Genomic DNA, 24482 nt, shown 5'->3' on the forward strand with positions numbered 1-24482 from the left:
CTACGCGGGGGCTAGCGCCGTGTTGGTGAACGCTTCTTGCAGGTTACGGCAGTCTTCCACCGTAAACTCGCCCGATTCGACAAAGGGCTGCAGGTCGGTCACGATCTGGGCGGCGTTATTGGCGTCCCAGGTGCCTAGGCCATGGCCGGGTGTGTCGAGCGTAAACAGGCTCAGGCGGATGGGGCAGGGACCGTTGGCCAAGCCTTTCCCCATCAGGTCAACGAAACTAGTGTAAACGCCGTTCACCGAGCTTCCTTCCTCACAGAGTGATTCGGTTACCCAGTACAGCTTGCGAAACTTCATTGTCATCGCTTCAATGTTCCTCAGAGTGGGCTGTTCCATGCAAAGCTGGTCGAATCCCACCGTACGCCTAATAGACTGGCACAAAGACCGGTTGCGTTCGATCGGTGGGCCTTTTGACTTTTCGGTGGTCGCTGAGGTATTCTTCTCGCTCGGTCGGATGATCTTGACGTCCGTTGTATTGAGTCCCCCCAGGGAGATTCATTAGAGCGGTCGCCGAACTTGTCTGACTTGAGCCGCCATGGCTCAAATGTATCACCGAGGCCAAAACAAAACCATGCCACTCGATCAAAAGGTTAAGACAGAAGCGGTTGTGAAGTACGCAACCAAAGACGGCGACACGGGATCTGCGGAAGTGCAGATCGCCATTCTTCAAGCTCGAATTTCTCAAATCACCGAGCACCTGAAGACGCACAAGAAGGACAACCACAGCCGACGCGGGCTCTTGATGCTCGTCGGTAAGCGCCGCCGCCTGGAAGGCTATCTGCGAAATCGCGACGTTGAGCGATATCGAACCCTGATCAAGAGTCTCGGCATCCGCGAAGTTAAGCCTCGCTAAACGAGAAAAACAATGATCCATACACACACATTTGAAGTTGGTGGGAAGACCATCAGCCTAGAATCGGGACGCGTCGCCAAACAAGCTGGCGGCGCTGTTCTTTTAGGGTGCGGCGAAACCGTCATCCTCTGCTCCGCGACGATGTCGAAGGCACCGCGCCCGGGCATCGACTTCCTCCCCCTCACCTGCGATCTCGAAGAGCGCAAGTATGCGGTGGGCAAAATCCCTGGCGGCTTCCTCAAGCGAGGCGGACGCCCGTCGGACCGCGCCATCCTGACCTCGCGTCTGATGGACCGCCCGTTGCGCCCGTTGTTCCCCAAGGGTCTGCGCAATGACGTTCAAGTCATCGCCATGCCGTTTGCGGTGGACCAAGACAACCCCGCCGACGTGCTGGCCATCACCGCCGCCGGTGCCGCGCTCGCCATCTCCGACGTGCCGTTCAACGGTCCGGTTGCAGGCGTTCGCGTGGGTAAGGTCGACGGCAAGTTCGTTCTCTATCCGACTCAAGCCGAAATCAACACCGGCGACCTCGACCTTTGCGTCGCGGGTCACAAGAACGCGATCAGCATGGTGGAAGCCGGCGCGAGCGAAATCACCGAAGAAGAAATGGTGAAGGCGCTCAAGTTTGCGCACGACGCCATCAAGGTCATCTGCGGCGAAATCGAAAAGTTCGTCAAGATGGCGGGCAAGAAGAAGCGCGAAGTTGACCTCAAGCTCATCGACGAAGACCTGATCAAGGCGATCACGACGGGTTCGCAAAAGAACATCGCCAAGACGCTGCAGAATCCGGACAAAATGAGCCGCGAATCGGGCCTCGACGAACTCGTCAAGGAGATCATCGCCGAATACGCCACCAAGTACGAAGGCCAAGACGCGCTCCTGGCGCAGTTGCCGGAAGCCGTGGACTCGGTGGTCAAGAAGACCGTTCGCAAGCTGATTATCGAAGAAGACAAGCGCCCCGACGGCCGCGCCCTCGACCAAATTCGCCCGCTGGAAGCAGTGGCCGGTTTGCTGCCGAAGGTACACGGTTCGGGCCTCTTCACCCGCGGTCAAACGCAGGTGATGACGGTGGTGACCATGGGTATGCCCGGCGACGCGCAAACCATGGACGGCATTGAAGACGTGGAGGACAAGCGCTACATGCACTTCTACAACTTCCCGCCCTACTCGGTTGGCGAAACCCGCCCGTTGCGTGGTGCCGGTCGCCGCGAAATCGGCCACGGTGCTCTCGCCGAGCGCGCGCTGAAGTCGGTCATCCCGTTTGACAATCCCAACTTCCCGTACACGCTGCTGCTGATCTCCGAATGTCTCGAGTCGAACGGTTCGACCTCGATGGCTTCGGTCTGCGGTTCGACCCTCGCGCTGATGGATGCCGGGGTGCCGATTAAGGCTCCCGTCGCCGGCATCGCCATGGGCCTCATGTCCGACGGGAAGACCTTCAAGGTTCTCACCGACATCCAAGGCATGGAAGACTTCTGCGGCGACATGGACTTTAAGGTTGCGGGAACCCGCGATGGCATCACCGCCCTGCAACTCGACACGAAGCTCGACGGGATTCCCGAAAAGGTTCTGGCCGACGCCCTGGCGCAAGCCAAGCGCGCGCGCATGGAGCTGCTCGACGTCATCGAAGCTGAAATTCCGGCTTACCGCTCGGAAATCAATCCGAACGCTCCGCGCGTCACGACGATCAACATCGACCCGGCCAAGATCGGTGCCCTCATCGGCCCCGGTGGCGCGACGATCCGTCGCCTGACCTCGGAATGCGGCGTCGAAATCGACGTTCAACAAGACGGTCGCGTGCTCATCGCGAGCAACAATGGTCACGCCGTGGCCAACGCCATCGAGCAGATTCGTGGCCTCACGATGACCGCCGAAATTGGCATGGAATTCACCGGCAAGGTGACCCGCTTGATGGGTCGCGGCGCGATGGTGGAGTACATGCCGGGCAAGGAAGGCCTGGTGCCGACCGAGCTCTTGGCCGCTCAAGACCTGCGCCGTCCCGACGACGTGGTGACCGAAGGCGATGTGCTGAACGTGAAGGTGTACGAAGTCGACTCGCAAGGTCGCGTGAACCTGACCGCGCTTGGCATTAAGCAAGACATCCCGGCTCTCGCTGATAACGAAAACGCCCCGCAAAAGGCGGTTGTTAGCCGAGGCCCGAGCCGTGGCGGCGACCGAGACCGAGGACGCGGCGGCGATCGAGATCGTGGCCGAGGCGGCGATCGAGGCGGGTTCCGTGGGGATCGCGACCGCGATCGCGGTCCGCGCCGAACCGAAGAAGGTTCGGGCTCCAGCGCGCCGTCGTCCGGTGACGGCGACGAAGTGAGCAGCAAGTTCCGTCCGCGACGCTAAGCGTCGGTGGATTGGAATCCGGCGGGGCGAGCTTCGGCTCGCCCCGCTCTGGTTTTGGGGGTGCCAAAATAGAGGAATGGCGCTCACCATTCCCGTTGCCCACGACTTCATCTGTCCGTGGTGCTGGATTATGGTGTCGCAGATTCGGCGGCTGCGGATGGAATTCGATGTTCGCTTCGAGTTCCTCGCCTACGAGCTGTTCCCCGAGGAACTGCCGTGGCCAGAGCCCGCGCCCAAGCCGGTGCCGAGCAAACGCCCCAAGACTCCTAGCCGGTTTGCCCTGGCGGTAGCCGCCGAGGGCGTGCCCTACCCGACCTCGCGCCGCCCCGAAAACATGCGCACTCACAATGCGCACCTGGCCGTGCTCCATGCCAAGGCGGTGACAGGCGACGATTGGCCGCTGATGGAGAGACTCTACGAGGCATATTGGCTGCGCGGGGAGGAGATCAATGACCTTGAGGTCATCCTCCGGCTGGCCGAGGGACTGGTGCCGAGCCTCAACGACTTGCGCCGCGCCATCGAGAACCGCCGCAACGCCGATCAGATTGTCGGCTTTGATGATGCCGCGTATGCGAGCGGCGTGTACAACGTGCCGACCTACTTTATCGAGGGCGAGCGGCTGGCCGAGCAACCCTACACCACTCTGCAGAAGGCGGTGGCAAAGGCCATTTCTCACCAAACGGTTTACAACGATCTTCGGCTGCCGAAGCCGACCGACTCGCGCCCCGCGATCGTGATGAACATGATCACCTCGATTGATGGCAAGATCATCTCGGGCGATCGCAATGAACCTGTGATGGACCTCGGCTCGCCGCTGGATCATCAGACGTTGCGGCAAATTGAGGGCGCAGTGGACGCGGTGATCATTGGAGCGGGCACGCTCCGCGCTACACCCAAGATTGCCTTTTCCCACCATTTGGTGAGAATCGTCGCAACGGAATCGGGCGACCTCGATTTCGGGCACAAATTCTTCACTGATCCTGGCTCGGTGGCCGTGCTTTCGCCGAAGCGCCCGGGACAATGTCCGCCCGAAGTCGCGTGGATAGACAGCAGCAACGGGTTGGCCAGTGCCCTAGCGCAGCTCAAAGTCGAGCGAGCCGTGCTGGAAGGGGGTTCCGAACTCAACGCCCAGTTTCTGCGGGAAGATTTAGTGGACGAGATTTTCTGGACGATCGCGCCCAAGGTGAAGCTGGGTCGCGAAACCCCGACCATGGCTGGCGGGGAACCGCTCGCCCGCGCCGACTTGTTGAACTTCGAGTTGGTGAGCAGCAAGGCGGTCGGCGACGAGGTGTTTCTGCGCTACCGCCGTGCGACGAAGCCCGACTCCGCCACGTAGACTCGAACGTTCATGCCGCTCAAGCCCGCTTCCGCCCGCCGCCCCCTCTCCGCGGCCACCTTTTTGCGGCGCAATCTGCGGCGGACTTTTCCGGTGGCGGTCGTCATCACCGTGGCGGTCATGCTCATCGTCGGCATCGTCGCGTTGATGAACTCAATTCCGCTGTCGGTGCGCACGATCTAAAAGTATCTGGAGTTACAGACCGTCATCACGGCCAGGGTGAATCCGCTTGTCGGGCCGCAGATTCGCAGCGCGATTGAGGCCGAAACGCCGGTGCCGCTCGAACGGGTGATTACGGCCCGCGGAATTGAAAGCAAGATCAACAGCTTGGTCGGTGAATGGCCGTTCGCGGTGATCGCGATGGACAAACCGGACCGCGAGTATTTCCGCCTCAAAATGCGGGGAGGCGGGATCAAGGGGCGCGACGTGGTGGACGGCATGCCCGAAGCGGTGATCAGCGACCCGGTGGCGCGCAGCCTCAAAAAGGGCCTTGGCGACAACCTGCTGCAGCCGTCGTGGGACGGACGCTTCTCGCCAAAACCGGTGAAAATCGTCGGCATTGTGCCGTCGGATGTGTTTTTCGCGTATGTCTCGCTCGACTATCATCGCGCCTACCACTCGCCGCCGATTGACCTCAATCTCTGCTTTACGAAGGACCCCGCGCGACAAAAAGAGTTTGATGCGTGGGCCCTGCAGCGCTTCACCACCATTGACGCAAAGGTGTTTTCGTACACGTATATCCTCGCGCAGAGCGATCAGATGTTCGAGATTCTCTATCGCATTCTCAACATCGTCATCTGTGTGCTGGTGGTCGTGATCACGTTCATGATGGCGCTGCTGATGAACATCCACCAGACGCAGCGCCTGCAGGAATATGCGTTGCTTCAGGCGCTCGGCTACACGAAGCAGCAACTCGTAACGCGCTCACTGCTGGAAATGTCGATCCTCATCGTCGGAGGCTGGGTCGCGGGTTGCTTTATGGCGTATGGCTTGCTCAGCGTCGTGAATGCCGTGCTCATGTATCCCCGCGCCTTCGCTTTGGACCTGCTCGATCGGCAGGCGTACCTCTCGACTTTGCCGGTTCCGATTGCAATTCTTGCGACAGCATCCTATACAATTCTCCGGAATTTCCGTAAATTCGACCCCATCGGAATTCTGGAACGGAGGACGGCATGATTCGGCTAGATCAGGCGAGTTTGGTGTACCGCGAGCAAGCCAAGGAGGTAGTCGCCTGCGCGCCGACGAGCCTGGAATTTTTGCCGGGACAGTTCTACGGCATCCTCGGGCCGAGCGGCTCGGGCAAGTCGTCGCTCCTCTATCTTGCCAGCGGGCTCAAGGCGCCCAGTAGCGGCAACGTGACGTACCGCGACCAACCGCTGGGCAAGCTGGACGACCTGGCCAGCGCGCAGCTTCGCCAACGCAGCTTCGGGTTTGTCTTCCAGTTTCCGTATCTGCTCGGCTACCTGAGCCTCCATGAAAACGTTTGCGCAGGCCGATCTGGGGCGGATTTTAGCGGGGAAGCCGCCCAATTGTTAAGCGAGCTTGGGCTCGCGGATAAGATGCACCGATTCCCGCACGAGGTGAGCGGCGGCGAGCGTCAACGCACCTGCGTCGCGCGGGCTTTGCTGGGTCGGCCGGAGGTTATTTTCGCCGACGAGCCCACCGCCAGCCTCGACCACACGGCGGGCCACGCGGTAGTCGAGTTGCTGCAGCGACTGCGTGGCGAAGGCACCTTGATCATGGTCACGCACGACCCGACCATGATCGACCAGGCCGATCACGTGATCGAGATTGTGGATGGCGAGGTCACCGGCCAGCGGTCGAGAAGCGCATCCGCAAGAGCGAGCGAATCTGAACCAGCGTGAACCCAACCAGGATGATGCCCATGATCCAGGCTGCCGCCGTGGCGTAGCCGAAGTTCAGAAACATGAACGCCTGACTCCAAATCTCGTAGCCGATGGTGTGGGTCGAGTACAGCGGGCCGCCACCGGTGAGCAACAACACGCTTTCCATGGATTTGAACCCGGCGACAAACACGCCGAGCAAGTTGATGAGCATGAGCGCGCGCAACCCAGGCAAGGTGATAAACCGAAGCTTATGCCGCCAGCTCGCGCCATCCAAATCGGCGGCTTCGTAGCGCTCCTCCGGGATGTTTTTGAGCGCGGCCAGATACAGCATCGAGCCGGGTCCGGCGGCGGCCCAGATTCCTGGGATGACGATGGCGAGCATGGCCCACTTCGGGTCGCCCAACCAATCCACCGGCCCGATGGTTTGGCCGGTCGCCCGGCCATAGAGATCGAAGAACGGACGGGTGAATATGTTCAAGATTCCCTTGTCAGTCTTATCGTAAAGTTGCCGCCAGAGCAATGCGACGACGACCGAGGAGGTCATGGCCGGGAGGTAGAACAGCGTGCGGAAGAACACCTTGAACCGAGGGATTTCGTTGAGCATCAACGCCAGGAAAATCGGCACGAAGAAGCCGATCACAATCGTCAGCGCAACGTACAAGAAAGTGTTGCCCAGGCTTTTGTAGAACAGTGGTTGCGAGAACACCTGCACGAAGTTGTCCAGCCCCACCCAGCGAACGCCTTTCGCGATGCGATAGTCCTGAAACGCGATAAGCAACCCGCGCGCGATGGGATAGTACGCCCACAGCATGATGGTGCCGACCGCGGGCAATAGGCACCATGCCATGAACGCGCGAACCCGGCGAGGGCTGGTGCCGGCGGGAAGCTTCTCCACCCACTTGTCGCGGACCGGGCGCACGCGGCGCGCCCCCCAAATGAATCCGCCGATCAGCGCGATGCTCAGCCCGATGAGAACTCCAAGCGCCACCGCGCGGCGGTGGGCGAGAACCTTCGGCTCGACGTATCCGAGGAGGACTTTGTCCATCTCCTGGGAGACTCCGGCGAGGATTTCGCGGCTCGGCGTGTTGGGTTCCAATCGAGCTCGATCGAGCGCCGAATCCAGAACCCGATACACCTGTTGGCAGTTGCGGCCATAAGGCTCGGGGTGACCCGATTTAAACAGGTCTTCGCTCGCCTTGACATAGGCCGGATCGACCTGAGCGGCGAGCTCGGGATAGCCAAACTTCTTGAGCCAAACCGGGTTGATCAGGTTCGCCAGGCCCAGCTCGACGAAACGCTCGGTGTTGATGCGCGCGGCATGGTCGCCGGCGAAATAGCGAATGAATCGCCAACAGGCTTCGAGCTTGCGCGGATCCTTGATGCGGGCATTGATCGCCCACATTCCGGCGTTAATCTCGTTGGCGCGTCCGGCCGGACCGGCCGGAAGCGCGGCGACCCCCACCAGCGACGGCGAAAGATCGTTCATTGAGGCGACGACGACATCGTTGGTGTAGGCAAACCACATGCTGATTTTGCCGGTGCGAATGTCGCCGTTCAGGTCGGCGGTGACGGTCGCGGCGGGGCCGATCGTCTTGCCGTTGTGCTGCCACTTTTGGGTTGTGACCGTGCGGAAAAAATCGAGCGCCTGAGCGGCTTGTGGCGAATCAATGGCCGACTTCCAGCGGCCTTCTTCTGCCGGGACGACAACCTCGCCGCCGGCTTGCCAAAGGAAGTTCACCCAGAAATAACTGGGGCCGGCGAATCCGAAGCCAAATCGGCCCTGATCGGCCTGCACCAATCGCCGGCACACCTCGTTGAATTCTTCCCACGTGCGGGGCGGTCGGTTGGGGTCGAGGCCCGCCTGGGCGAAGTGGTCGCGCCGGTAATAGAGCCCTTGCGCCACTTGAAACCAGGGCACGCCATAAAGCTTGCCATCGTAGCTGCGCAGAACCTCGAGAACCTTGGGGTTGGCGCGATCGAGAATCTCCGGGTTCTTCGCGACGAGGTCATCGAGCGGGCGGCAAAACCCTTGGTCAATGTAGTTGTAGTACTGCCGGAAGTTGACGTAGAACACGTCCGGCGCGTTGTCGCCGGCCATGGACATGAGGAACATGGACTCGGCGCGGTCGCCCACCATTTCGAGGCCGCCTGCGTTCACCACTTCGATGTCGGGGTTCTTGGCGCGGAAATCGTCGAACACGGCGCGACGCGCTTGGGAGCGCGGATTCGTATCTTCTTTCGGCGGAATGCCCATGCTGGGTCCCGCCATCATGCGAACCTGAACGGGCTGGGCAACCGCGATTGCCGCCGCGAAACAAGCGGCAAGCCCCAAAAGCCAAGTTCGCATAGGGCTATATTGTCGCACTTTCCCGGGACCGGGTAAACCTAGTAATTATACGGTGGTCATTCCCCAGACCAGGAAACTAGAATGGTATACATACGACAACTGGTTTGACGATTATGAGAACGCCTAACACGAATAACAATGCCGATCGAGAACGCGCCCTTGAGAACGCGCTGAGTCAGATTGAAAAGCAATATGGGAAGGGGTCCATCATGCGCATGGGCTCGCAGAACAAGGAGCAGATTCCGGCGATCTCCACCGGTTCCCTGAGCCTGGATATCTGTCTGGGTATTGGCGGTTTGCCGCGTGGCCGGATCACCGAAATTTACGGCGGGGAATCGAGCGGGAAAACGACCATTGCCCTGCACACCGTGGCCGAAGCCCAGCGAAAAGGCGGAATCGCACTTTATGTAGACGCCGAGCACGCGCTTGATCCGGAATATGCGCGCAACCTTGGCGTGGATATCGACAAGCTGTATATCTCGCAGCCCAGCAACGGCGAAGAAGCGCTGGAGATTATGGACGGCATCATCAGCTCGGGCGCGGTGGATATCGTCGTTCTCGACTCGGTGGCCGCGTTGGTTCCGAAGGCGGAAATCGAAGGCGAAATGGGCGACTCTTTCGTGGGTCTGCAAGCTCGCATGATGAGCCAAGCCTTGCGGAAGCTCGGCGGCAGCATCAACAAGTCCAACACGAGCGCAATTTTCATCAACCAGCTTCGCGAAAAGATCGGTGTGATGTACGGCAACCCGGAGACGACTCCCGGCGGTCGCGCGCTGAAGTTCTGGGCGTCGGTCCGATTAGAAGTTCGTCGCGGCGAGGCGATCAAGAACGGCACCGAGCAGATCGGTTCGCGAACGAAGGTGAAGGTGGTGAAGAACAAGGTGGCGCCGCCGTTCCGCGTGGCTGAGTTCGACATGATCTACGGCGAAGGCATTTCCAAGTCCGGCGATCTGCTCGACATGGCTTTGGCGCAAGCCGTCATTAGCCGCGCTGGCACGTACTACAACTACGGCGACACTCGCCTGGGTCAGGGCCGCGATAACGCGCGTAACTTCCTGGATGAAAATCCGGAAATCTTTGCTGAGATTGACACCAAGGTGCGGGCGCTCTTTAAGAACGACACGGTGGCCGTGGTCGAAATGCCGAAGGACCTTACTCCGGCTGAGTGAGTCAGTCACCCGACCCTGAAGTGTTGGCTGAGGCGATTCGTCGCCTCAGCCAACGCAGTTTAAGTGAGCACGAACTTCGCGCGAAACTCGCTAAGCACGGAGCGCTTGTTGAAGCGGTGGTTAACCATTTGGTGAGCAAGGGCTTGTTGAATGATAACCGCGTGGCCGAGGCAATCTCGCGACAAGCGAACGAGGGTGGTCGCAGCGATGCGTGGGTTTCTCACCAATTGGTTGAGAAAGGTTTGGAGCAAGCGTCCGGTTTGAACAGTGAGTTCGACCGCGCGCGCCGGGCCATCGAGCGCAAGCGACCTAAGCATGTCGGGCGGTTTCTCGCCGGACGCGGATTCGCGGAGGACACGATTGCGTCAATAATAGAGGAAGCCAATGACGTTTGAGCAGATTCTGTTGCCCGGGCTGGGCGCCGCCGTTGGCGGCGTTGTCGTTTGGGCGACTCTGCGCGGTCGGATTCGGGAGTTGCACCTCGAAAAGCAACTCGCCGACCAACAGGGCGCAATTCGTGCGCACAAGGAGCTCTCCGATCTGCAAGCGAAGCTGCATGACAGCGAGCGCGAGGTGGCCGAACAGTCGCGAGTGTGGCAACAGCGCATTGAAGCGTTGTCCAAACTGACGGTTGACGAGGCTCGCGAGCAGATGCGCCAGGCCGTCGCCGCGGAAGCCGAGGAGGCTCGCCGCGAAGCACTGCGCGAGGCGAAACTCGACGCCGACAACCAGGCGCGCAAGCTCATCCTCAGTTCTATTGAGCGATCCCATGTGCCGATCGTCAACGAGGCAACCGCGGCCGCGGTGCTATTGCCTTCAGAAGAAATGAAGGGCCGAATTATCGGCCGCGAGGGACGTAATATTCGCGCCTTTGAACAGGCCGCGGGCGTGGACTTGGTCATTGACGAACGACCCGAGACGGTCGTGATCTCGTCGTTCGATCCGGTTCGTCGGGAGGTCGCGCGGATCGCGCTCATGAACCTAATGTTCGATGGCCGCATCCATCCGGCCAGTATTGAGGAGGCGGTGGAAGCCGCCAACCACGAGTTGGAACGCGTCGCCCGAGAATCGGGCGAGCAGGCGGCCGAGATGGCCAAGGTGCCGGGCCTGCCGCCGGAAGTGTTGCTCGCGCTCGGCAACCTAAGATTCCGCACGAGTCTCGGTCAAAACGTTCTTAACCATTCGGTTGAAACCGCTGAAATCGGCGCGCGACTCGCGCACGAGTTGCGACTAAGTGTCCCGATCGTTCGCGCGGCGGGGCTGTTACATGATATCGGCAAGTCGCTCAGCGCACCTTATGATGGGCCTCACGCCCTTGCCGGCATGAAGTTTTTGGAAGACCACGGCCTGCCGCCGGCGATCTGCCTCGCGGTTGGTGCCCACCACGAAGAGATTCCGCAGGACACCAACGAAGCCAAGCTGGTGGCCATCGCCGACTCGATCAGCGCGGCCCGGCGAGGAGCGCGACGAGAGAACCTCGATACCTACCTGCAGCGCATTAAGGACCTCGAACTCATCGCGGGTCGTCACCCCGGTGTGGATCGCACTTACGCCCTGCAAGCGGGGCGCGAAATCCGCGTCTTCGTCCGTCCGGATTCGATCAGCGATAAGGCTGCGCAAACGCTTGCACACGACCTTGCCAAGCAAATCGAAAAGGAACTCAACTATCCCGGACAGATTAAGGTGACCATCATTCGCGAAAGCCGATATAGCGAGGTCGCGACATAGAAACTTATCGAATTCTCTTTCTCGGCGATGTTGTCGGGAAGCCCGGCCGCAAGGCGGTCAGCGAAGGTTTGCCGAAGCTCGTGAAAGAGCACGCCCCGCTGTTCGTCATCATCAACGGCGAGAACTCCGCCGGTGGAGTCGGCATCACACCCGATATCGCGGAAGAGTTTTTCCGGCTGGGCGCCGACGCCATTACGCTGGGCAACCACGCGTTCAACAAGCGGGAGATCATCCCGTACCTGGATAGCGGCAAGCCGATTGTGCGCCCGGGGAATATGCCCGTGGGAACCCCCGGCGTGGGGATCACGCACCTTCCCGAAAAGCAGGGTGTCCGACTGAGTGTCGCCAACCTCTGTGGACGGGTTTTCATGGACTCCTACGACGACCCGTTTGCCGCGGCCGACGCTTGCGCAACCGCTTGCGCAGGGCGACATTTGTTCCTGGATTTTCACTGCGAAGCCACCAGCGAGAAGATCGGAATGGGCCTCCACATGGATGGCCGCGCCGTCGCCGTGGTCGGCACTCACACCCACGTGACCACCGCCGACGAACAGATTCTGGAAGGCGGCACCGCCTACATTACGGATGTCGGCATGTGCGGACCTGTGCGTAGCGTGCTGGGAATGCGCCGCGACATCATTCTCACGCGATTTCGCACCACGCTACCGCAACGATTTGAAGTCGCGGATGAACCTGGTGTAATCTCTGGCGTAGTCATAGACGTCTTAAAAGAAACGGGGCGGGCAACCGCCATTCAACGAATTCGACATCCGGAACCAACAGACTGAACCGAAAGACTGATGAACATGAAGACCACGGCAATCCTCCTCGGCCTCGCCACGCAAATGGCGTTTGGCGCGGGCACCATTTTGTACACTCCTACTCGCACCACCTCCGACCAGGGCATTGCGCTGAAGTCGTGGGGAAGCGGCACCGTTTCCGAGACCGATGAAGTGGTGTTCGAAGGCACGAAGTCCATTCGCATTTCCAGCCGCAACTACTTCCAAGGCGGTCGCGTCATTCTCAACCAATCCAAGGCGTTGGCCAACGAGTTTGAAAGCGCCGACAACTTGCTGCTCATTCAGTTTCGAGCCGCCGGAACCGGCACCATGAACGGTGGGGCAGGCGGCGGACGCGTTGGCGATGGCGGCGCGGGCGACATGGGTGGCCCGGGTCTTCCTGGCGGCGCCGGGGGCGGAAACCTCGGTCGCGGCGGACGCGGTGGTGGCGCGGGTGCCGGTGCGGCAGCGGCTCCGGCCACGCTCAAGCGAGTTCGCCTGGTTGTGACGACTTCGGACGGCCTCAAGAGCGAAATCTACGTTGACGTACCGCGCGGTTCGGATGCGGCTTGGAAGCCGCTTGGAGTGCCCCTCAAGGCCATCAGCGGGTTCGGCCGCACGAACAAGGAAATCGTCGAAATCGCCATGAGCGGCGACGCCGTGAGCTCGTTCTATCTGGGCGATATCCGCGTGAGCAACGACTCCTCGCCGGTTTCGGGCGACCTCAACCATAGCGAACTCAACCTCGCCCTCAACGATGAAATCGAATTCATCGCCAACGGCTACGGCGGCGCAACTCCGCTCAAGTACACGTGGGACTTTGACAAGACGGACGGCATCCAAGTGGACGCCGAAGGCAGCAGCATCAAGCGACGCTTCCGCAAGCCGGGCAAGTTCACGGTCACGGTGACCATTCAAGATCTGTACGGCCTCAAGAAGGCCTACACGCGCACCTGCGAAGTCACGGTCAACCCGTAATTTAGCAAAGAAAAAGGGTGGGATGCCAGCCGGCACCCCACCCCCTTTTTGCGTGGGCCTACTGCATTTCGTAGCCGATCCAGAACGTCACGCGGCCATCTTCTAATTGGCGGATGTTGGTGATGTGCACCGGCGCGCCGCCGCCAAACTTGCTTCGGCTTGAGGGCGTGGTGAACGGCGTAAACGAGGTGTTGCTGCCCGAGGGGAACGGCACCGAATTAAGATATACGCGCGGGCCGCTGGGGCCTTCCACGCCGTGCGATTCAATAAGCGTCGGCGTATTGCCGGCGACATGCCAAATCAGCATTCCTTCCGAGGAGAGCGAGGTGTCAAATCCGGTCTTGCGGCGATTCTCCAGCAGCAGATATTCCGCGCCATCGGGTCGCAGGAGCACCTTGTAGCATTCGGTTTTCGAACCATTCACCGGGCTGAGAATCAGCTTTTGCGGCACGCTCGGATCAATCACCACGGGGTCGAGCCAGCCTTGCTGAATCTTGCACCAAGCGCTGGGATGCTGCGGACGACCGGCGCCGGTTTGGTTGCTCATCAGGCACCAGGTGCCGAGCCCTTCGGAACCCGGATTTTCGGGTCGCGCATAGAGGTCGGGCCAGCCGATCATGTGGCCAAACTCGTGCGCCATCACGCTGATGTCGGTCATGCGCTGACCGCCTTCTTGAATGATGAAGTACGGCCAAGTCTTATTCTTGTAGCGGTGGCTGCTGCGGTGCGGCCAGTAGACGCTTCCGCGCGAGGTTTGCACGCGTCCGCCGCTGAACAGAAAGAAGATGCCGTCGTAGCCATCGAGCGCGGTCTCCCCATCCCGCTTGATCACCGCATCCAGCGTCTCGTTAAAGAGCATCTGGCGGCTGCGGTTTCCGGTGCCGTTGCCCTCCTGGTAGTCCATCCGATTCTTGGTGAGCAGCACCGGTTCGAACACCTTGCCTTCGACGCGGAGCGACTTCACCGAGACTTCCTGATAGAAGTCGTTAAGCGAGCCGTAGACCTTTTCGCCGGTGGCTGATTCGCCGGTGTAGGTTCCTGTACTAAAGAGCGAATCCGCCCACGCCTCGCGGCTGATCTTGTCGTTGTGCTTCACGTCGGCGTAATCCATGCCGATGATCGCGAGCTTATAAACGTCCTTCTTCCACACGTTGCGGGGTGAAAACGTTTGCGCACCGCCGGTGGTTTGGGGCGGCTCGCCAAGGGTCACCTTGGCTTCGCCGGTTTTGCCTTCGCGAAGGTAGGTCACGGTCACCACTTGGCCCGGAGCCTTCTCGTCTAAAAATGCCTCCAGTCTCGCCGGGTCCACTAGGGCCGTGCCGTCGAGTTTGGTCACGATGTCGGAGGTTTTCAGCCCGCCTTTGTCGGCGGGCGAGTCGGGAGTGACCCTTCGCACGGCCACGCCTTCGGGGGTCGCATCGCCCAGGAGCACGCCCATCACGGGGCGCTCATCACTGAGCAGCTTGGGCCGGCTGGTCGAACCCACCTTCACGTCCTTCTTCTGCTTCTTGCCGCCGCGCAGAATTTCCACGCTGAGCGTCGAATCGGGTTCCAGCCCTTGAATGTGGTTGCGGAACGCGGATTGGTCCTTCGCCTTGTAGCCGCCCAGGTTCAGCACGACGTCGCCGACCTCGATTCCCGCCGCCGCCGCCGGGCCCGCTTCATCGAGTTCCTCCACGACATAGGTCGCCTTATCTTGCTCGACAAACATGCCGAGGTAACCCACCCGCAGTGTAGTGCGCTGCACCTTGGTGGCGACTTGAGCGCGGGTCGCGGTGGCCGTTGTCTTGTAACCGGCCAGGTTCGGTATCTCCCAGGGCAGGTGGGCAAAGGCGGCACCGGCGCAGGCGAGCGAGAGAGCGCAAAGCGAAGATCGTGCGATCATATGGGCAGAATACGACCGACGGACCCAAAAGTGCAACCGTATGGTACAATTTGAAGGTTCTGAGGTGGCGGCTCGCACGCGCTGAGCTGGGAATTCGGAACCAAAGAAGGAAAAAATTATGCGTGTACGTATCCGGCTTCGTGCCTATGATCACCGTCTCATCGACCAATCGGCCGATAAAATTGTCGAAACCGCCAAGCGCTCCGGCGCAAAAATTTGCGGTCCCGTGCCCCTTCCGACGCACACTCGCCGATTCTGTATCATCCGCGGTCCGCACATCGACAAGGAATCGATGGAGCACTTCGAAATCCGCACCCACAACCGACTGATCGACATTCACGAGCCGAACAACAAGACGATTGACGCTCTGATGCGCTTGGACCTGCCGAGCGGCGTCGACATTCAAATCAAGCTCTAACCTCAGGTTAAGCAAATCGAAACGGGAGTCCAGACGGGACTCCCGTTTTTTGTTGAACTCGGTAACATAGCGCGCATGAAGCTTGGCGTCAGCATGTGGTCGTACGTTCATCCGTGGCGGGAGGGGAAGTTGAGCATCGCCGACTTCATCCGCGAGGCCAAGCGCATTGGCGCGGACGGGGTGGAGCTTCTCGACTTCTTCTATCGCGACGCCGAGGTGGATCGGGCGGCCGCCATGCGTGCGCTCGAAGAAACCGGTTTGCCGTGCGCGGTGTTTAGCGTCGCTCAGAACTTCGCCAAGGCTGATCCCGCCGAGCGGGCCGCCGAATTGACCAAGATTCGCTTTGGCGTGGACGAAGCAGTGCAGTACGGTGCCAAAGTCGTGCGCGTGTTCGCGGGGGATGTGGCCGCCGATGGACCGAGCCTGGAGCAGGCCCGCGAGTGGATCGTTGATGGCCTGGTGGCCGCCGCCAACTACGCGCAAACCAAGGGCGTAGTGCTCGCGCTGGAAAACCATGGCAAACTCGCCGGCCGCGGCGATCAGGTGCGCGGCCTCATCACCGATGTGCGTGCAAAATGCGGCCACGACACGCTAGGCGCAAACCCGGATACCGGCAACTTCATCTTGGTGGGTCAGCCGAGCGAGGCCGCGATTCGCGAAATCGCAGCTTGGGCCAACATGGTGCACTTTAAAGACTTCGCGCCCGCTCCGGCGGGACACACGGGCTTCGCCTACGAATCGCTTGCAGGCGAAAAGTTTGTCGGCACCGCAGTCGGCGAGGGGGCGGTGGACCTGCCCGCCTGCATCCGCGAGCTGAAAGCCGCCGGTTTCGACGGCTGGATGAACGTCGAGTATGAGGCGGAGGAAGACCCATTTACGGGTGTGACTCGCAGCATGGAGAACGCTCGCCGCCTGATTTCCTAACATGTCGCGCCGAGCCCTTTGGATCTGGCTGGCGATCTACTTTGCTTGCGCGTGCTTTGTCGTCGCGCATCGCAGCGCCCATGGCGGGCTGCTCACCGATTCCGATACGGTCGGGATTTTCAAGGGCATCCGCGAAAATCCGCATCCGTGGTCGTGGTTCGTGCGCGACTGGCCGCTCGGCAACCACTTTTATCGTCCGGTCAGCACGCTCACCTTTGTTGTGGACGGCGCGAATGCCAGTGCCGCGAGGGTTGGCTTAACCAACGCGGTCCTCGCCGCGCTTAGCGTGCTAGGCTTGGGCGGGTTGACGCTGGCTCTGCGGCGATGGTTGAACCTGGACTGGGTACTGGCCGCGCCCATTGTGTTCACCGCGTGGTGCCTCGATCAAGGTTTCCCCGTGTTTGTCGCGGCGTCGGTGGCAGCTGTTGGTCTTGCGTTGTGGCAACGCCGCTGGTTTACGTTGGGCATGGTGTTAGCGGCAGTCCCGACGTTCTACATGGAGGTCGGCGAGGCGATCAAGCTTTACTACCGGATGCTCGCCTGGGTGCCGGGGCGTACGGCCAGCACCATGACCGTCTTCGTGTTACCGGCGATGTTCGGTGCGGTGCTGTATTGGCGACGCGGTCATTGGGGGTGGCTCGCATTGAGCGGAGTCTGCACTTGGCTCGCGCTGGCCTCCTACGAACAGGCGGTGATGGTGCTGCCGGTGATGTTCACCATATGGTTAGCTCGCCGCGAATCGAAGCCAAAACCCTGGGCCTGGATTTTAGTACTCGGCGCGGTGACCGTGGCGTACTTCCTCATTCGCATGCAGGTGGTGAGCCTGAGCCCCAGCGGATATCAGCGGCAGCAGTGGCGGACCGGCGGCGGCGGATTCCTGGAAATTTATCACTTCGCGGTACCCGCCTTTGCCGCCATCACCTACGTGTGGGCACTCATTTCGACCAGCCTGTTCGCGCTGCTGTTGCCCGACTTCTACATCTCGTTGGTTGTCGCGGCCAGCCCCATCGCGTTGGTCTGCTTGCTCTGGCGCAACCCGAACGCACGAACCTTGGTGTGGATGTTTGTCGCCGGAATCGTCGCCTACGCGCCGATGGCGTTTTTCCACTACTTTGAGCACTACTTTTTCTGGCCGATGGCGATTCGCGCGGTAACAATTTGTGCTTTGGCGCAAGTAGTGTGGGAACATGGTCACCAGCTTCGTCCCCTACCTGCACGTCCGGAACGTGGCGGAGAGTCGCTGGTTCTATAGCCTGCTCGGTCTCGCCCAGCACTCCAGCCACGGCGACGAACCGAATCCGTTTTGGGCTCGATTGAAAGCACCGAACTGCGACCTCATGCTCGCCCAAGCGAGCGGAGAGATTGACCCAACGGTGCAAGCGGCGCTCATTTATCTCCACGCGCCGGATGTGGCCGCGCTCCGCGAGCACTTGCTAGCGAACGGCGTGACCGATGGCGGATCGTTCAATGGCGGTGCCGAATCATTGCCGCGCAATAGTACGGCGTTTGCGATCTCGCACCCGTTTTACATGCCGGATGGCGAACTCCGGGTTCACGACCCCGATGGGTACGTGCTGCTTATCGGTCAGTTGGGGTGAGCTTTCCCCCGACCGGCTTGGTCCGGAGATTCAGGATAAACCAGACCCCGTAGACGGCTAACGCCACCAGGAGTACCCGCGCCCACAGGAAGTGAATGCGGAACAGGCTGCCGGCGGTGGAGAGCGTGATGATGCTCACCACCAGCACCTTGATGCGGGCGGGCATCCAGCGATTTTCGTCCCAGTCGCGGAGGGTCGGGCCCACCAATCGGTGATTGAGCAGCCACTTTTCCAGGCGCGGATTGCCCACTTTGAAGCAAGCGAGCGCCCAGATAAGGAAGATGGTGCCGGGCAGGCCGGGGATCACGTAGCCGGCAATGCCGATCCCGGTAAGGATCAACCCGAGCCCGGTAGCGGCGGCGGATCGCAACGTCATCCCCTCTATTGTGCGGCCCCTGCCACATGCAATTTGGCGTTTTTATGACTGTGCTGACGATTTGCACATTCACTCGCCTGGAATGATTCGTCCTTGCCTCAATGGCGTCGCGGATTTCGCTCACTTACGACGGCGGTTTTGTCAGTCATCGCGAATTGGTGTTGCCGCGTCTGCACGAGCCACGCATCCCGGCGACGTTCTTTATCGACCCGGTGAGCTTGGTCGAGCACTCCCAAACTTGGCATCAGGCCCGCCAAGATGGCCACGAAATCGGCAACGGCAGTCTGGTGACGGCGGCGCTGCCATCGGGTTTGCTGCCGGGTTGGAACCACGACATGGTGCTGGGCGAGATCGTCGAGTCGCAGGAGGCATTTCTTGAGCTCATGGGGAGCGAGCCGGAAGCGTTCGCCTACCCGTGGGGGTTGCCGGAAGTAGAACAGGGCGGCGACTACCGACCCATCGTGCGGCCGCGATTTATGTGGGCGCGGTCCGGCCAGGAGTTTTGGAACGACGAACAGACGCTCGATCCGCAGTACTTGGGTTGCCTGCGCGTGGAAGGCACCGACACGCAACTGGCGTTGACCTACTTGGACAAGGCGGTTGAGCGCGGCGCTTGGGCCATCCTCTCGTTTGCCGGAGTTGGCGATGGCGAGCTTTCGTGCGATGCTCGCGTTCACGAGGGCGTGTTGCAACACCTTGTCACCGAGCTCGCAGTGGTGCCGGTGGTCACCATTTCGCAGGGTGTTCGGTCGTTGGCCACCCGAGAGAACGTGCTAAGATTCTAGGATTCTGAAGCGCTCAACGGAGAGCGCGATTTGCCATGATGAGTTTCCTCGCCGAAGTGCCGACCCGGGCCGAATTCATGCACCAGGGTCCGATCGCGAAAGCGATCTTCTACGCGCTGATGCTCGGCAGCATGGCCTATGCCGCCAGCGTGTTTTGGCGTCGAAAAGCGCTGTGGAGTAAAGGCAAGCCGATCACTTGGCGAACCAACTGGATCAAGAATGTCCTGACGTACATTCTCGCCCAAAAGAAGGTGCGGAGCAGCCGCCCGCGCTCGGGCGCGCCGATGCACTTGTTCATTTTCTTCGGCTTCATGGCGTTGCTCTTGGCGACGACGTTGCTCGGCATCAACACCTACTCGCCGTTCAAGTTTCACCAGGGGCAGTACTACCTGCTGTACGAAGCCACGTTCGATACGCTCGGTCTGTTGCTTCTCGCGGGGCTACTTTGGGCGATTGGTCGGCGCACGGGGTTCCGCCCGAAAGTGCTCAGCCACAATTGGCGCGACAACTGGGCGCTCGTGTTGCTGCTCACACTCACGCTGACCGGCTACTTGCTCGAAGGCGCGCGCATTGCGGTGGAGCGCAAGCCTTGGGATCATTGGTCGTGGGTCGGCTCGGGCGTTGCGAACTTGCTGGGCAACCTCCAGCCGAGCGGCTACGTCGGCATTTGGTGGTTCCACTCCGTGCTCGTGGCGGTGTTCATCTGCACGCTGCCGCACATGAAGCTCAAGCACATCGTGATGGCGGTCGCGACCTCAGTCAAGGCGCCCGAGTGGCCGATGGGGCAGTTGCAGCCGCTCAGCATGGAAGAGGTGGAGCAGACCGGCAAGATCGGCGCCGAGATGCCGGCCGACTACTCGCGTTGGCACCTGATGTCGCTCGATGCCTGCATGGAGTGCGGTCGCTGCACCGAGGTTTGCCCGGCTAACGGCGTCGGCAAAATTTTGAACCCCAAGGAAATCGCGCAAGGCGTGCGCACCGCCCTGATGACCGATACGCCGATCGCGCAAGCGGTGAGCGAAGAAGCGCTGTGGCAGTGCACCACCTGCAACGCGTGCGTGGAGGCGTGCCCGGTGCTGATTCGACACGTAGATTTGATCGTGGACGCGCGGCGCAACCTCGTGGCCGAAGGCAAGCTCAGTGGGTCGGCGGCGACGATGCTTCGGCAAACGGCCTCGACCATGAACGCCTGGGGCGCGACGCCCGAGAGCCGCGAGGAGTGGATGCGCGATCGCGACATTCCGCTGGCCCGCAACAAAAAGGAGTTCGATGTTCTGTTTTGGGTGGGTTGCGCGGGCGCGACCGATCCGGGTGCGGTGAAGACCACGCAGGCCACGGCTGAGCTCATGAAAAAGGCTGGTATTGACTTTGCTTGTCTGGGCCGTGAGGAGCTATGCACCGGCGATTCGGCGCGGCGTGTGGGCGACGAGTTCATGTTCCAGGAAATGGCGAACATGAACATCGGCACGTTCAAGCAGTACCAATTCAAGCGCATTGTGACGCCGTGCCCGCACTGCTTCAACACGCTGGCCAACGAGTACCCCGAGTTTGGCGGCACCTTCGAGGTCTTCCACCACACGCAGTTCCTGCAACAACTGGTCAGCGAGGGCAAGCTGCAATCGGCGAACAACGGCGACATGACCTACCACGACCCGTGCTACCTGGGCCGCGTGAACGACGAGTCGGTCGCGCCTCGTGCGCTTATCGGTCGCAAGGAGCTGCTTCGCGAACCCGAGCATCATGGCAAAAAGACGCTCTGTTGCGGAGCCGGAGGCGGGCGCATGTGGATGGAAGAAGCCCCCGACGAGCGGCCGGGTGTGCGTCGCGCCGAAGAACTGCTGGCCACCGGAGCCAAGACCGTCGCGCTCGGCTGCCCGTTCTGCCGTATCATGCTCGATGCCAGCATCAAACAGGTGACCGAAGAGGAGATTCGATTGGTGGACTTGGCCGAAATGCTGGCGGAGTCGAATCGGTGACCGAAGCCTGGCAAGATGAACTTGCCGCGACCACCCTGGCCGAATGCTGGCGACGCTTTCCGCTGCGCCGATCCGTGAGCCTTGAGTGGCGCGCGTACCGCACCACGGCGGGCATGGCCGACTTGCGCCGCAACGTCGTGCTCCTCGGCCCGAAGGTGCTCAACACGCCCGAAAAACTGGTCGCGACGCTCCGTCACGAGTACGCGCACCTGATGGCGGTGGATCGTCATGGGCTACGCGGTCGAGGTCATGGTGCGGCGTGGACTCAGGCGATGGCCGACCTCGGCGAGCCGTGCGAGGTTTATCACCGCTACGAGTGTCAGCGAAACCAGGCTCGCCGCGTGATCATTTATCACTGCGCCAAGTGCGGCCTGCAGTTTCAGCGGCGGCGACAGCTTCCGCGGCGGGGCAAATATCTGCATCGCGGGTGCGGCGGGCTCATCCGTCTGCAAGAAATCGTGCCGGTCGCGGTTTCTGCCGAGTAATCCAGGTGGTCAATTGCGTCCCTAAGTTCGTGAAATTGAAGTTCGCCCTTTTCTTGGGCTTGGCGGGCGTGTGCGGATCGGTGGCATCGGCGCAAAAGGTCAACATCATGTTCGAAGGCGAGGGCACCCGCGTGCTGTGGATCGCCGCGAAGCCCGGGGCACCGCCCGCAAACGCGATTTCGACCAACGAAAAGGAAATTGACTTTGACTTTGGCGGGGCAAAAGACAGCGACCATATTTACATTCTTAACAAGGCGACGAACAACATCTCCACCGAAATGGTGGAGGCGATTCTCCAGGAGAAGGCGTGGGCGGTTTCCAGCTCCAGCGAGACCTTGATCGGCGAGGTTCGGGTTCAACTGCAGCACGGCGGCGAGCCCTTGGCGGCCGGCTCGATCACCGCGATTTACGGCAAAGAGCGGCGCGAACTCATGCTGACCCCGTCGGCCAACGGCACTGTCAGTGTGTTTGGCATCTTGCCGGGCACGTTCAAGGTTGTGCCGAAAGTGCCAGTCAACGGCTCGCCGAAGGCGTATCCGGCGCAAAGCTGGGACCTCACGCTCGTGCGCACGCAGCCGATTCCCATTCTTACGGTGGTGATTCCCGACGAAGTGGAGACCGTGGCCGCGGCGACTCCGCCGAAGACGCCGGGCACCGCGAAAAAGGTTCCCGCGGCGCCAGGTCAAAAATCCGCTGACAAGACGACGGAAGCTAAGTCGGGCTCACGGACGGAGGAGCCGCTGGTTCCGCCGAGTGACCCGATGCCCGCCGCTGAGCCGCGGGGCTTCCCGTTTCTCTCCACTTTCTTTGCGCTCGCCGTGCTGGTCGGGCTCGGGTTTTTGGTCCGTTACCTCATGACCAACAAGAGCGATCAGGTCGCGGCCGGTCTGAAAAAGCTTGGCGTTCCGGTGCCCGACGATGTCGCCGCCGTGGATGACCTTCCTCCACCCGCTCCGCGCGCGCCGGAGCCGATTCCGCAGATTCTCCTGGACTCGGCTGACCCCGATCCCGTGAGCCAGGTGCCGAGTCCGATTGTGCTGGGCGTGGCCGCGCTCAGTCGGTTGGTGGATCAATCGGGGCAGGTTTTTGCGATCGCCGAGGGCGAGGCGATCATCGGCCGCGACGCGGCTTGCGACCTCGCGTTGGTGGGCCAGGATTCGGTATCGCGGCAGCACGCCAAAATCACTCGGCGAGGCGATGAGGTAACGGTGGAAGATCTCGGCAGCACGAACGGAACGTTTGTCAGCGGCAAGAAAGTCAATCCCGGCGAGGTGGTGAGCCTCGCGCCGGGGCAGACCTTGCAGTTGGGGACCACGATGTTGCGAGGCGAATAACCCGTGAAGCGCGCGTTTCTCTATCTGCTGGTCGGGGCCGTGGCGGGCATCGTGACGTTTGTCATCACGGAACCAACCGCGGCGCGCGGCATGAATACTGATGCCGAAGCCGCGCGCCACGGCACGGTGCTCGCCTTTACGATCGGGACTTTGCTGATCGGCCTCCTTGGATTGCTGTCGGGCTTCCTGCAAGGCTCGCGAACTCACGTGCTGAAGGGCCTTTTCGCTGGCATCTTCGTGGGTCTGTTTTGCGGCCCGCTGGCCCTGAGTATCGGCAACACTGTGTTTGGCGTGTTGGGCGGGCAAAACGCTTCTATCTTCTCTCGTGTGCCCGGCTGGGCGTTCTTTGGGATGGTTCTCGGCTGCGGCGTCGCCCTGACCGAGGCGACGATTGTGCGATCGGCCTCGCGTACTTACTCCGCTATTCTCGGCGGGCTCGCGGGCGGTGCGCTTGGCGGATTCTTGTTTGAGGGTGCCGCCGCAATGTTCGGGCAAAGCATCGCCCAATCGCAAGGATCGGGCGATGTAGGCGGCCCTTCGCGGGCGGTTGGATTCTTTAGTCTGTGCGCCGTCATTGGCTTGTTTATCGGCGTGGCGCAGGCACTGTCCACCCGTGCGAAACTGCGGCTCGTATTTGGCCGAAACGAGTTCAAAGAGTGGCCCGTTGACGGCTCGCAGACGACGATCGGGCGGGCGGAGAACGCGAGCATTCCGGTGTTCGCCGACCCCAACTTGGCTCCCCTCCACGCCACGATCGTCCGGTACCAGGGCCGCTTCATCATTCACGACGCGGGGACGTCGGTCGGGGTCGGCGTCAACGGCGCCCGGGTTCAGCAAGCCGAGTTGCGGCATGGCGATACGATCCAAATGGCGTCGCTGACCTTCCAGTTTCTGTTGGCCGGAATGGCAAGTGTGGCCGCGCCCACGCCTCAGCGGGCACCCGAACCCAGGCCGCAAACGCATGCCCCCGCCGAGCCGCAAGTTCCTACCATGACGACGGCGATGCCGGCCGTGAGCGCGGTGATGGCGCGGGTGGTGATGATGAACGGGCCGCTGGCGGGGAACATGTTCCCGATTCAGGGACCGACCGAGATTGGGCGAGAGGGCATTGGCATCCGCGTGGATCACGACTCCGCGATTTCCCGCCGCCACGCGCTGCTGGAACCAGCGCCGCATGGTCTGGTTTTGCACGATTTGCAGAGCCGAAATGGCGTCTCCGTGAACGGAACGCGCATCAACCAGCCGACACTCTTACATGTTGGCGACCAATTTCAGATCGGGAGCACAATTTTCCGCGTCGAATAGT

At 61.1% G+C, this 24482-nt stretch carries 24 protein-coding genes; 20 read left to right on the forward strand and 4 right to left on the reverse strand.

The features are described 5' to 3' along the window. The gene (locus JNJ45_01315; GenBank protein MBL8047297.1) at nt 1–303 is read right to left on the reverse strand and encodes a hypothetical protein; all 303 of its coding nucleotides are present in this window, start codon (nt 301–303) and stop codon (nt 1–3) included. A gap of 274 nt (nt 304–577) precedes the next feature. Here JNJ45_01315 and rpsO point away from each other — a divergent pair, with 274 nt between their 5' ends. The 6 genes from rpsO (at nt 578) to JNJ45_01345 (ending at nt 6412) form a co-directional block, all read left to right on the forward strand. Next, a complete protein-coding gene (gene rpsO, locus JNJ45_01320) occupies nt 578–859 on the forward strand; it encodes a 30S ribosomal protein S15 (GenBank protein ID MBL8047298.1) in 282 nt (93 codons plus the stop codon). A 12-nt stretch (nt 860–871) separates the two neighbouring features. Further along, the gene (locus JNJ45_01325) at nt 872–3211 is read left to right on the forward strand and encodes a polyribonucleotide nucleotidyltransferase (GenBank protein MBL8047299.1); all 2340 of its coding nucleotides are present in this window, start codon (nt 872–874) and stop codon (nt 3209–3211) included. A gap of 76 nt (nt 3212–3287) precedes the next feature. Further along, nucleotides 3288–4547, forward strand: a complete 1260-nt coding sequence (locus tag JNJ45_01330; protein MBL8047300.1) for a dihydrofolate reductase family protein — start codon at nt 3288–3290, stop codon at nt 4545–4547. 12 nt (nt 4548–4559) lie between these two features. Further along, nucleotides 4560–4730: a hypothetical protein gene (locus JNJ45_01335; GenBank protein MBL8047301.1), complete on the forward strand. Its 171-nt coding sequence runs from the start codon at nt 4560–4562 to the stop codon at nt 4728–4730. 36 nt (nt 4731–4766) lie between these two features. Next, a complete protein-coding gene (locus JNJ45_01340; protein ID MBL8047302.1) occupies nt 4767–5723 on the forward strand; it encodes an ABC transporter permease in 957 nt (318 codons plus the stop codon). Continuing rightward, complete coding sequence (locus JNJ45_01345; GenBank protein ID MBL8047303.1) at nt 5720–6412, forward strand: ABC transporter ATP-binding protein; 693 nt, start codon at nt 5720–5722, stop codon at nt 6410–6412. The genes JNJ45_01340 and JNJ45_01345 overlap by 4 nt, the downstream gene beginning before the upstream one ends. On the opposite strand, the gene JNJ45_01350 is transcribed toward JNJ45_01345, so the two are convergent. Beyond that, complete coding sequence (locus JNJ45_01350) at nt 6354–8741, reverse strand: extracellular solute-binding protein (protein MBL8047304.1); 2388 nt, start codon at nt 8739–8741, stop codon at nt 6354–6356. The genes JNJ45_01345 and JNJ45_01350 overlap by 59 nt on opposite strands. Before the next feature lie 113 nt (nt 8742–8854). On the opposite strand from JNJ45_01350, the gene recA reads away from it, so the two are divergent. From recA to JNJ45_01375, 5 genes are read left to right on the forward strand one after another with little or no spacing between them, the layout of a single operon-like run. Next, on the forward strand, nt 8855–9910 hold the full coding sequence (gene recA / locus JNJ45_01355) for a recombinase RecA (protein MBL8047305.1): 1056 nt from the start codon (nt 8855–8857) through the stop codon (nt 9908–9910). Next, nucleotides 9907–10305, forward strand: a complete 399-nt coding sequence (locus JNJ45_01360) for a regulatory protein RecX (GenBank protein ID MBL8047306.1) — start codon at nt 9907–9909, stop codon at nt 10303–10305. The genes recA and JNJ45_01360 overlap by 4 nt, the downstream gene beginning before the upstream one ends. Next, a complete protein-coding gene (gene rny / locus JNJ45_01365; protein ID MBL8047307.1) occupies nt 10295–11638 on the forward strand; it encodes a ribonuclease Y in 1344 nt (447 codons plus the stop codon). Before JNJ45_01360 ends, rny begins: the two co-directional genes overlap by 11 nt. Continuing rightward, nucleotides 11635–12426 carry a TIGR00282 family metallophosphoesterase gene (locus JNJ45_01370; GenBank protein ID MBL8047308.1) on the forward strand — a complete coding sequence of 264 codons (792 nt, stop codon included), beginning with the start codon at nt 11635–11637 and terminating at the stop codon, nt 12424–12426. Before rny ends, JNJ45_01370 begins: the two co-directional genes overlap by 4 nt. A gap of 18 nt (nt 12427–12444) precedes the next feature. Then, complete coding sequence (locus JNJ45_01375; protein ID MBL8047309.1) at nt 12445–13395, forward strand: PKD domain-containing protein; 951 nt, start codon at nt 12445–12447, stop codon at nt 13393–13395. A 58-nt stretch (nt 13396–13453) separates the two neighbouring features. Here the strand turns inward: JNJ45_01375 and JNJ45_01380 are convergent, their stop codons facing one another. Further along, complete coding sequence (locus JNJ45_01380; protein MBL8047310.1) at nt 13454–15280, reverse strand: M6 family metalloprotease domain-containing protein; 1827 nt, start codon at nt 15278–15280, stop codon at nt 13454–13456. A 118-nt stretch (nt 15281–15398) separates the two neighbouring features. Here JNJ45_01380 and rpsJ point away from each other — a divergent pair, with 118 nt between their 5' ends. The 4 genes from rpsJ to JNJ45_01400 all read left to right on the forward strand — a co-directional run bounded on the left by rpsJ (nt 15399) and on the right by JNJ45_01400 (nt 18220). Next, entirely contained in the window at nt 15399–15698 is a 300-nt protein-coding gene (rpsJ, locus tag JNJ45_01385) for a 30S ribosomal protein S10 (protein MBL8047311.1), read from the forward strand. A gap of 75 nt (nt 15699–15773) precedes the next feature. Beyond that, nucleotides 15774–16622 (forward strand): sugar phosphate isomerase/epimerase, encoded by an 849-nt coding sequence (locus JNJ45_01390; GenBank protein ID MBL8047312.1) that lies wholly within the window; start codon nt 15774–15776, stop codon nt 16620–16622. A gap of 1 nt (nt 16623) precedes the next feature. Beyond that, nucleotides 16624–17874 carry a hypothetical protein gene (locus JNJ45_01395; GenBank protein MBL8047313.1) on the forward strand — a complete coding sequence of 417 codons (1251 nt, stop codon included), beginning with the start codon at nt 16624–16626 and terminating at the stop codon, nt 17872–17874. Beyond that, nucleotides 17810–18220: a hypothetical protein gene (locus JNJ45_01400; GenBank protein MBL8047314.1), complete on the forward strand. Its 411-nt coding sequence runs from the start codon at nt 17810–17812 to the stop codon at nt 18218–18220. The genes JNJ45_01395 and JNJ45_01400 overlap by 65 nt, the downstream gene beginning before the upstream one ends. On the opposite strand, the gene JNJ45_01405 is transcribed toward JNJ45_01400, so the two are convergent. Next, on the reverse strand, nt 18201–18596 hold the full coding sequence (locus tag JNJ45_01405; protein MBL8047315.1) for a YbaN family protein: 396 nt from the start codon (nt 18594–18596) through the stop codon (nt 18201–18203). The genes JNJ45_01400 and JNJ45_01405 overlap by 20 nt on opposite strands. A gap of 101 nt (nt 18597–18697) precedes the next feature. Between JNJ45_01405 and JNJ45_01410 the strand changes: the two genes are divergently transcribed. The 5 genes from JNJ45_01410 to JNJ45_01430 are packed head-to-tail and all read left to right on the forward strand — an operon-like array spanning nt 18698 to nt 24481. Next, entirely contained in the window at nt 18698–19381 is a 684-nt protein-coding gene (locus JNJ45_01410; GenBank protein MBL8047316.1) for a polysaccharide deacetylase family protein, read from the forward strand. 35 nt (nt 19382–19416) lie between these two features. After that, complete coding sequence (locus JNJ45_01415) at nt 19417–21357, forward strand: (Fe-S)-binding protein (GenBank protein MBL8047317.1); 1941 nt, start codon at nt 19417–19419, stop codon at nt 21355–21357. Further along, nucleotides 21354–21842, forward strand: coding sequence for a SprT-like domain-containing protein (locus JNJ45_01420; GenBank protein ID MBL8047318.1), 489 nt, complete (start codon nt 21354–21356; stop codon nt 21840–21842). The genes JNJ45_01415 and JNJ45_01420 overlap by 4 nt, the downstream gene beginning before the upstream one ends. A 35-nt stretch (nt 21843–21877) precedes the next feature. Then, a complete protein-coding gene (locus tag JNJ45_01425; GenBank protein MBL8047319.1) occupies nt 21878–23176 on the forward strand; it encodes an FHA domain-containing protein in 1299 nt (432 codons plus the stop codon). A 3-nt stretch (nt 23177–23179) separates the two neighbouring features. After that, nucleotides 23180–24481: an FHA domain-containing protein gene (locus JNJ45_01430; protein ID MBL8047320.1), complete on the forward strand. Its 1302-nt coding sequence runs from the start codon at nt 23180–23182 to the stop codon at nt 24479–24481. Nucleotide 24482 lies beyond the last annotated feature (1 nt).

The sequence above is a fragment of the Chthonomonas sp. genome (assembly GCA_016788425.1).
Lineage (GTDB): Bacteria > Armatimonadota > Fimbriimonadia > Fimbriimonadales > Fimbriimonadaceae > JAEURQ01.

What these genes read in the sequence shown, in the direction of transcription:
- JNJ45_01350 (MBL8047304.1), bottom strand. Translation starts at nt 8,741, where the DNA reads ATGCGAACTTGGCTTTTGGGGCTTGCCGCTTGTTTCGCGGCGGCAATC.
- JNJ45_01415 (MBL8047317.1), top strand. Translation starts at nt 19,417, where the DNA reads ATGATGAGTTTCCTCGCCGAAGTGCCGACCCGGGCCGAATTCATGCAC.
- JNJ45_01400 (MBL8047314.1), top strand. Translation starts at nt 17,810, where the DNA reads ATGGTCACCAGCTTCGTCCCCTACCTGCACGTCCGGAACGTGGCGGAG.
- rpsO (MBL8047298.1), top strand. Translation starts at nt 578, where the DNA reads ATGCCACTCGATCAAAAGGTTAAGACAGAAGCGGTTGTGAAGTACGCA.
- rny (MBL8047307.1), top strand. Translation starts at nt 10,295, where the DNA reads ATGACGTTTGAGCAGATTCTGTTGCCCGGGCTGGGCGCCGCCGTTGGC.
- JNJ45_01395 (MBL8047313.1), top strand. Translation starts at nt 16,624, where the DNA reads ATGTCGCGCCGAGCCCTTTGGATCTGGCTGGCGATCTACTTTGCTTGC.
- JNJ45_01345 (MBL8047303.1), top strand. Translation starts at nt 5,720, where the DNA reads ATGATTCGGCTAGATCAGGCGAGTTTGGTGTACCGCGAGCAAGCCAAG.
- recA (MBL8047305.1), top strand. Translation starts at nt 8,855, where the DNA reads ATGAGAACGCCTAACACGAATAACAATGCCGATCGAGAACGCGCCCTT.
- JNJ45_01375 (MBL8047309.1), top strand. Translation starts at nt 12,445, where the DNA reads ATGAAGACCACGGCAATCCTCCTCGGCCTCGCCACGCAAATGGCGTTT.
- JNJ45_01405 (MBL8047315.1), bottom strand. Translation starts at nt 18,596, where the DNA reads ATGACGTTGCGATCCGCCGCCGCTACCGGGCTCGGGTTGATCCTTACC.
- JNJ45_01315 (MBL8047297.1), bottom strand. Translation starts at nt 303, where the DNA reads ATGAAGTTTCGCAAGCTGTACTGGGTAACCGAATCACTCTGTGAGGAA.
- JNJ45_01335 (MBL8047301.1), top strand. Translation starts at nt 4,560, where the DNA reads ATGCCGCTCAAGCCCGCTTCCGCCCGCCGCCCCCTCTCCGCGGCCACC.
- JNJ45_01390 (MBL8047312.1), top strand. Translation starts at nt 15,774, where the DNA reads ATGAAGCTTGGCGTCAGCATGTGGTCGTACGTTCATCCGTGGCGGGAG.
- JNJ45_01410 (MBL8047316.1), top strand. Translation starts at nt 18,698, where the DNA reads ATGGCGTCGCGGATTTCGCTCACTTACGACGGCGGTTTTGTCAGTCAT.
- JNJ45_01380 (MBL8047310.1), bottom strand. Translation starts at nt 15,280, where the DNA reads ATGATCGCACGATCTTCGCTTTGCGCTCTCTCGCTCGCCTGCGCCGGT.
- JNJ45_01325 (MBL8047299.1), top strand. Translation starts at nt 872, where the DNA reads ATGATCCATACACACACATTTGAAGTTGGTGGGAAGACCATCAGCCTA.
- JNJ45_01330 (MBL8047300.1), top strand. Translation starts at nt 3,288, where the DNA reads ATGGCGCTCACCATTCCCGTTGCCCACGACTTCATCTGTCCGTGGTGC.
- rpsJ (MBL8047311.1), top strand. Translation starts at nt 15,399, where the DNA reads ATGCGTGTACGTATCCGGCTTCGTGCCTATGATCACCGTCTCATCGAC.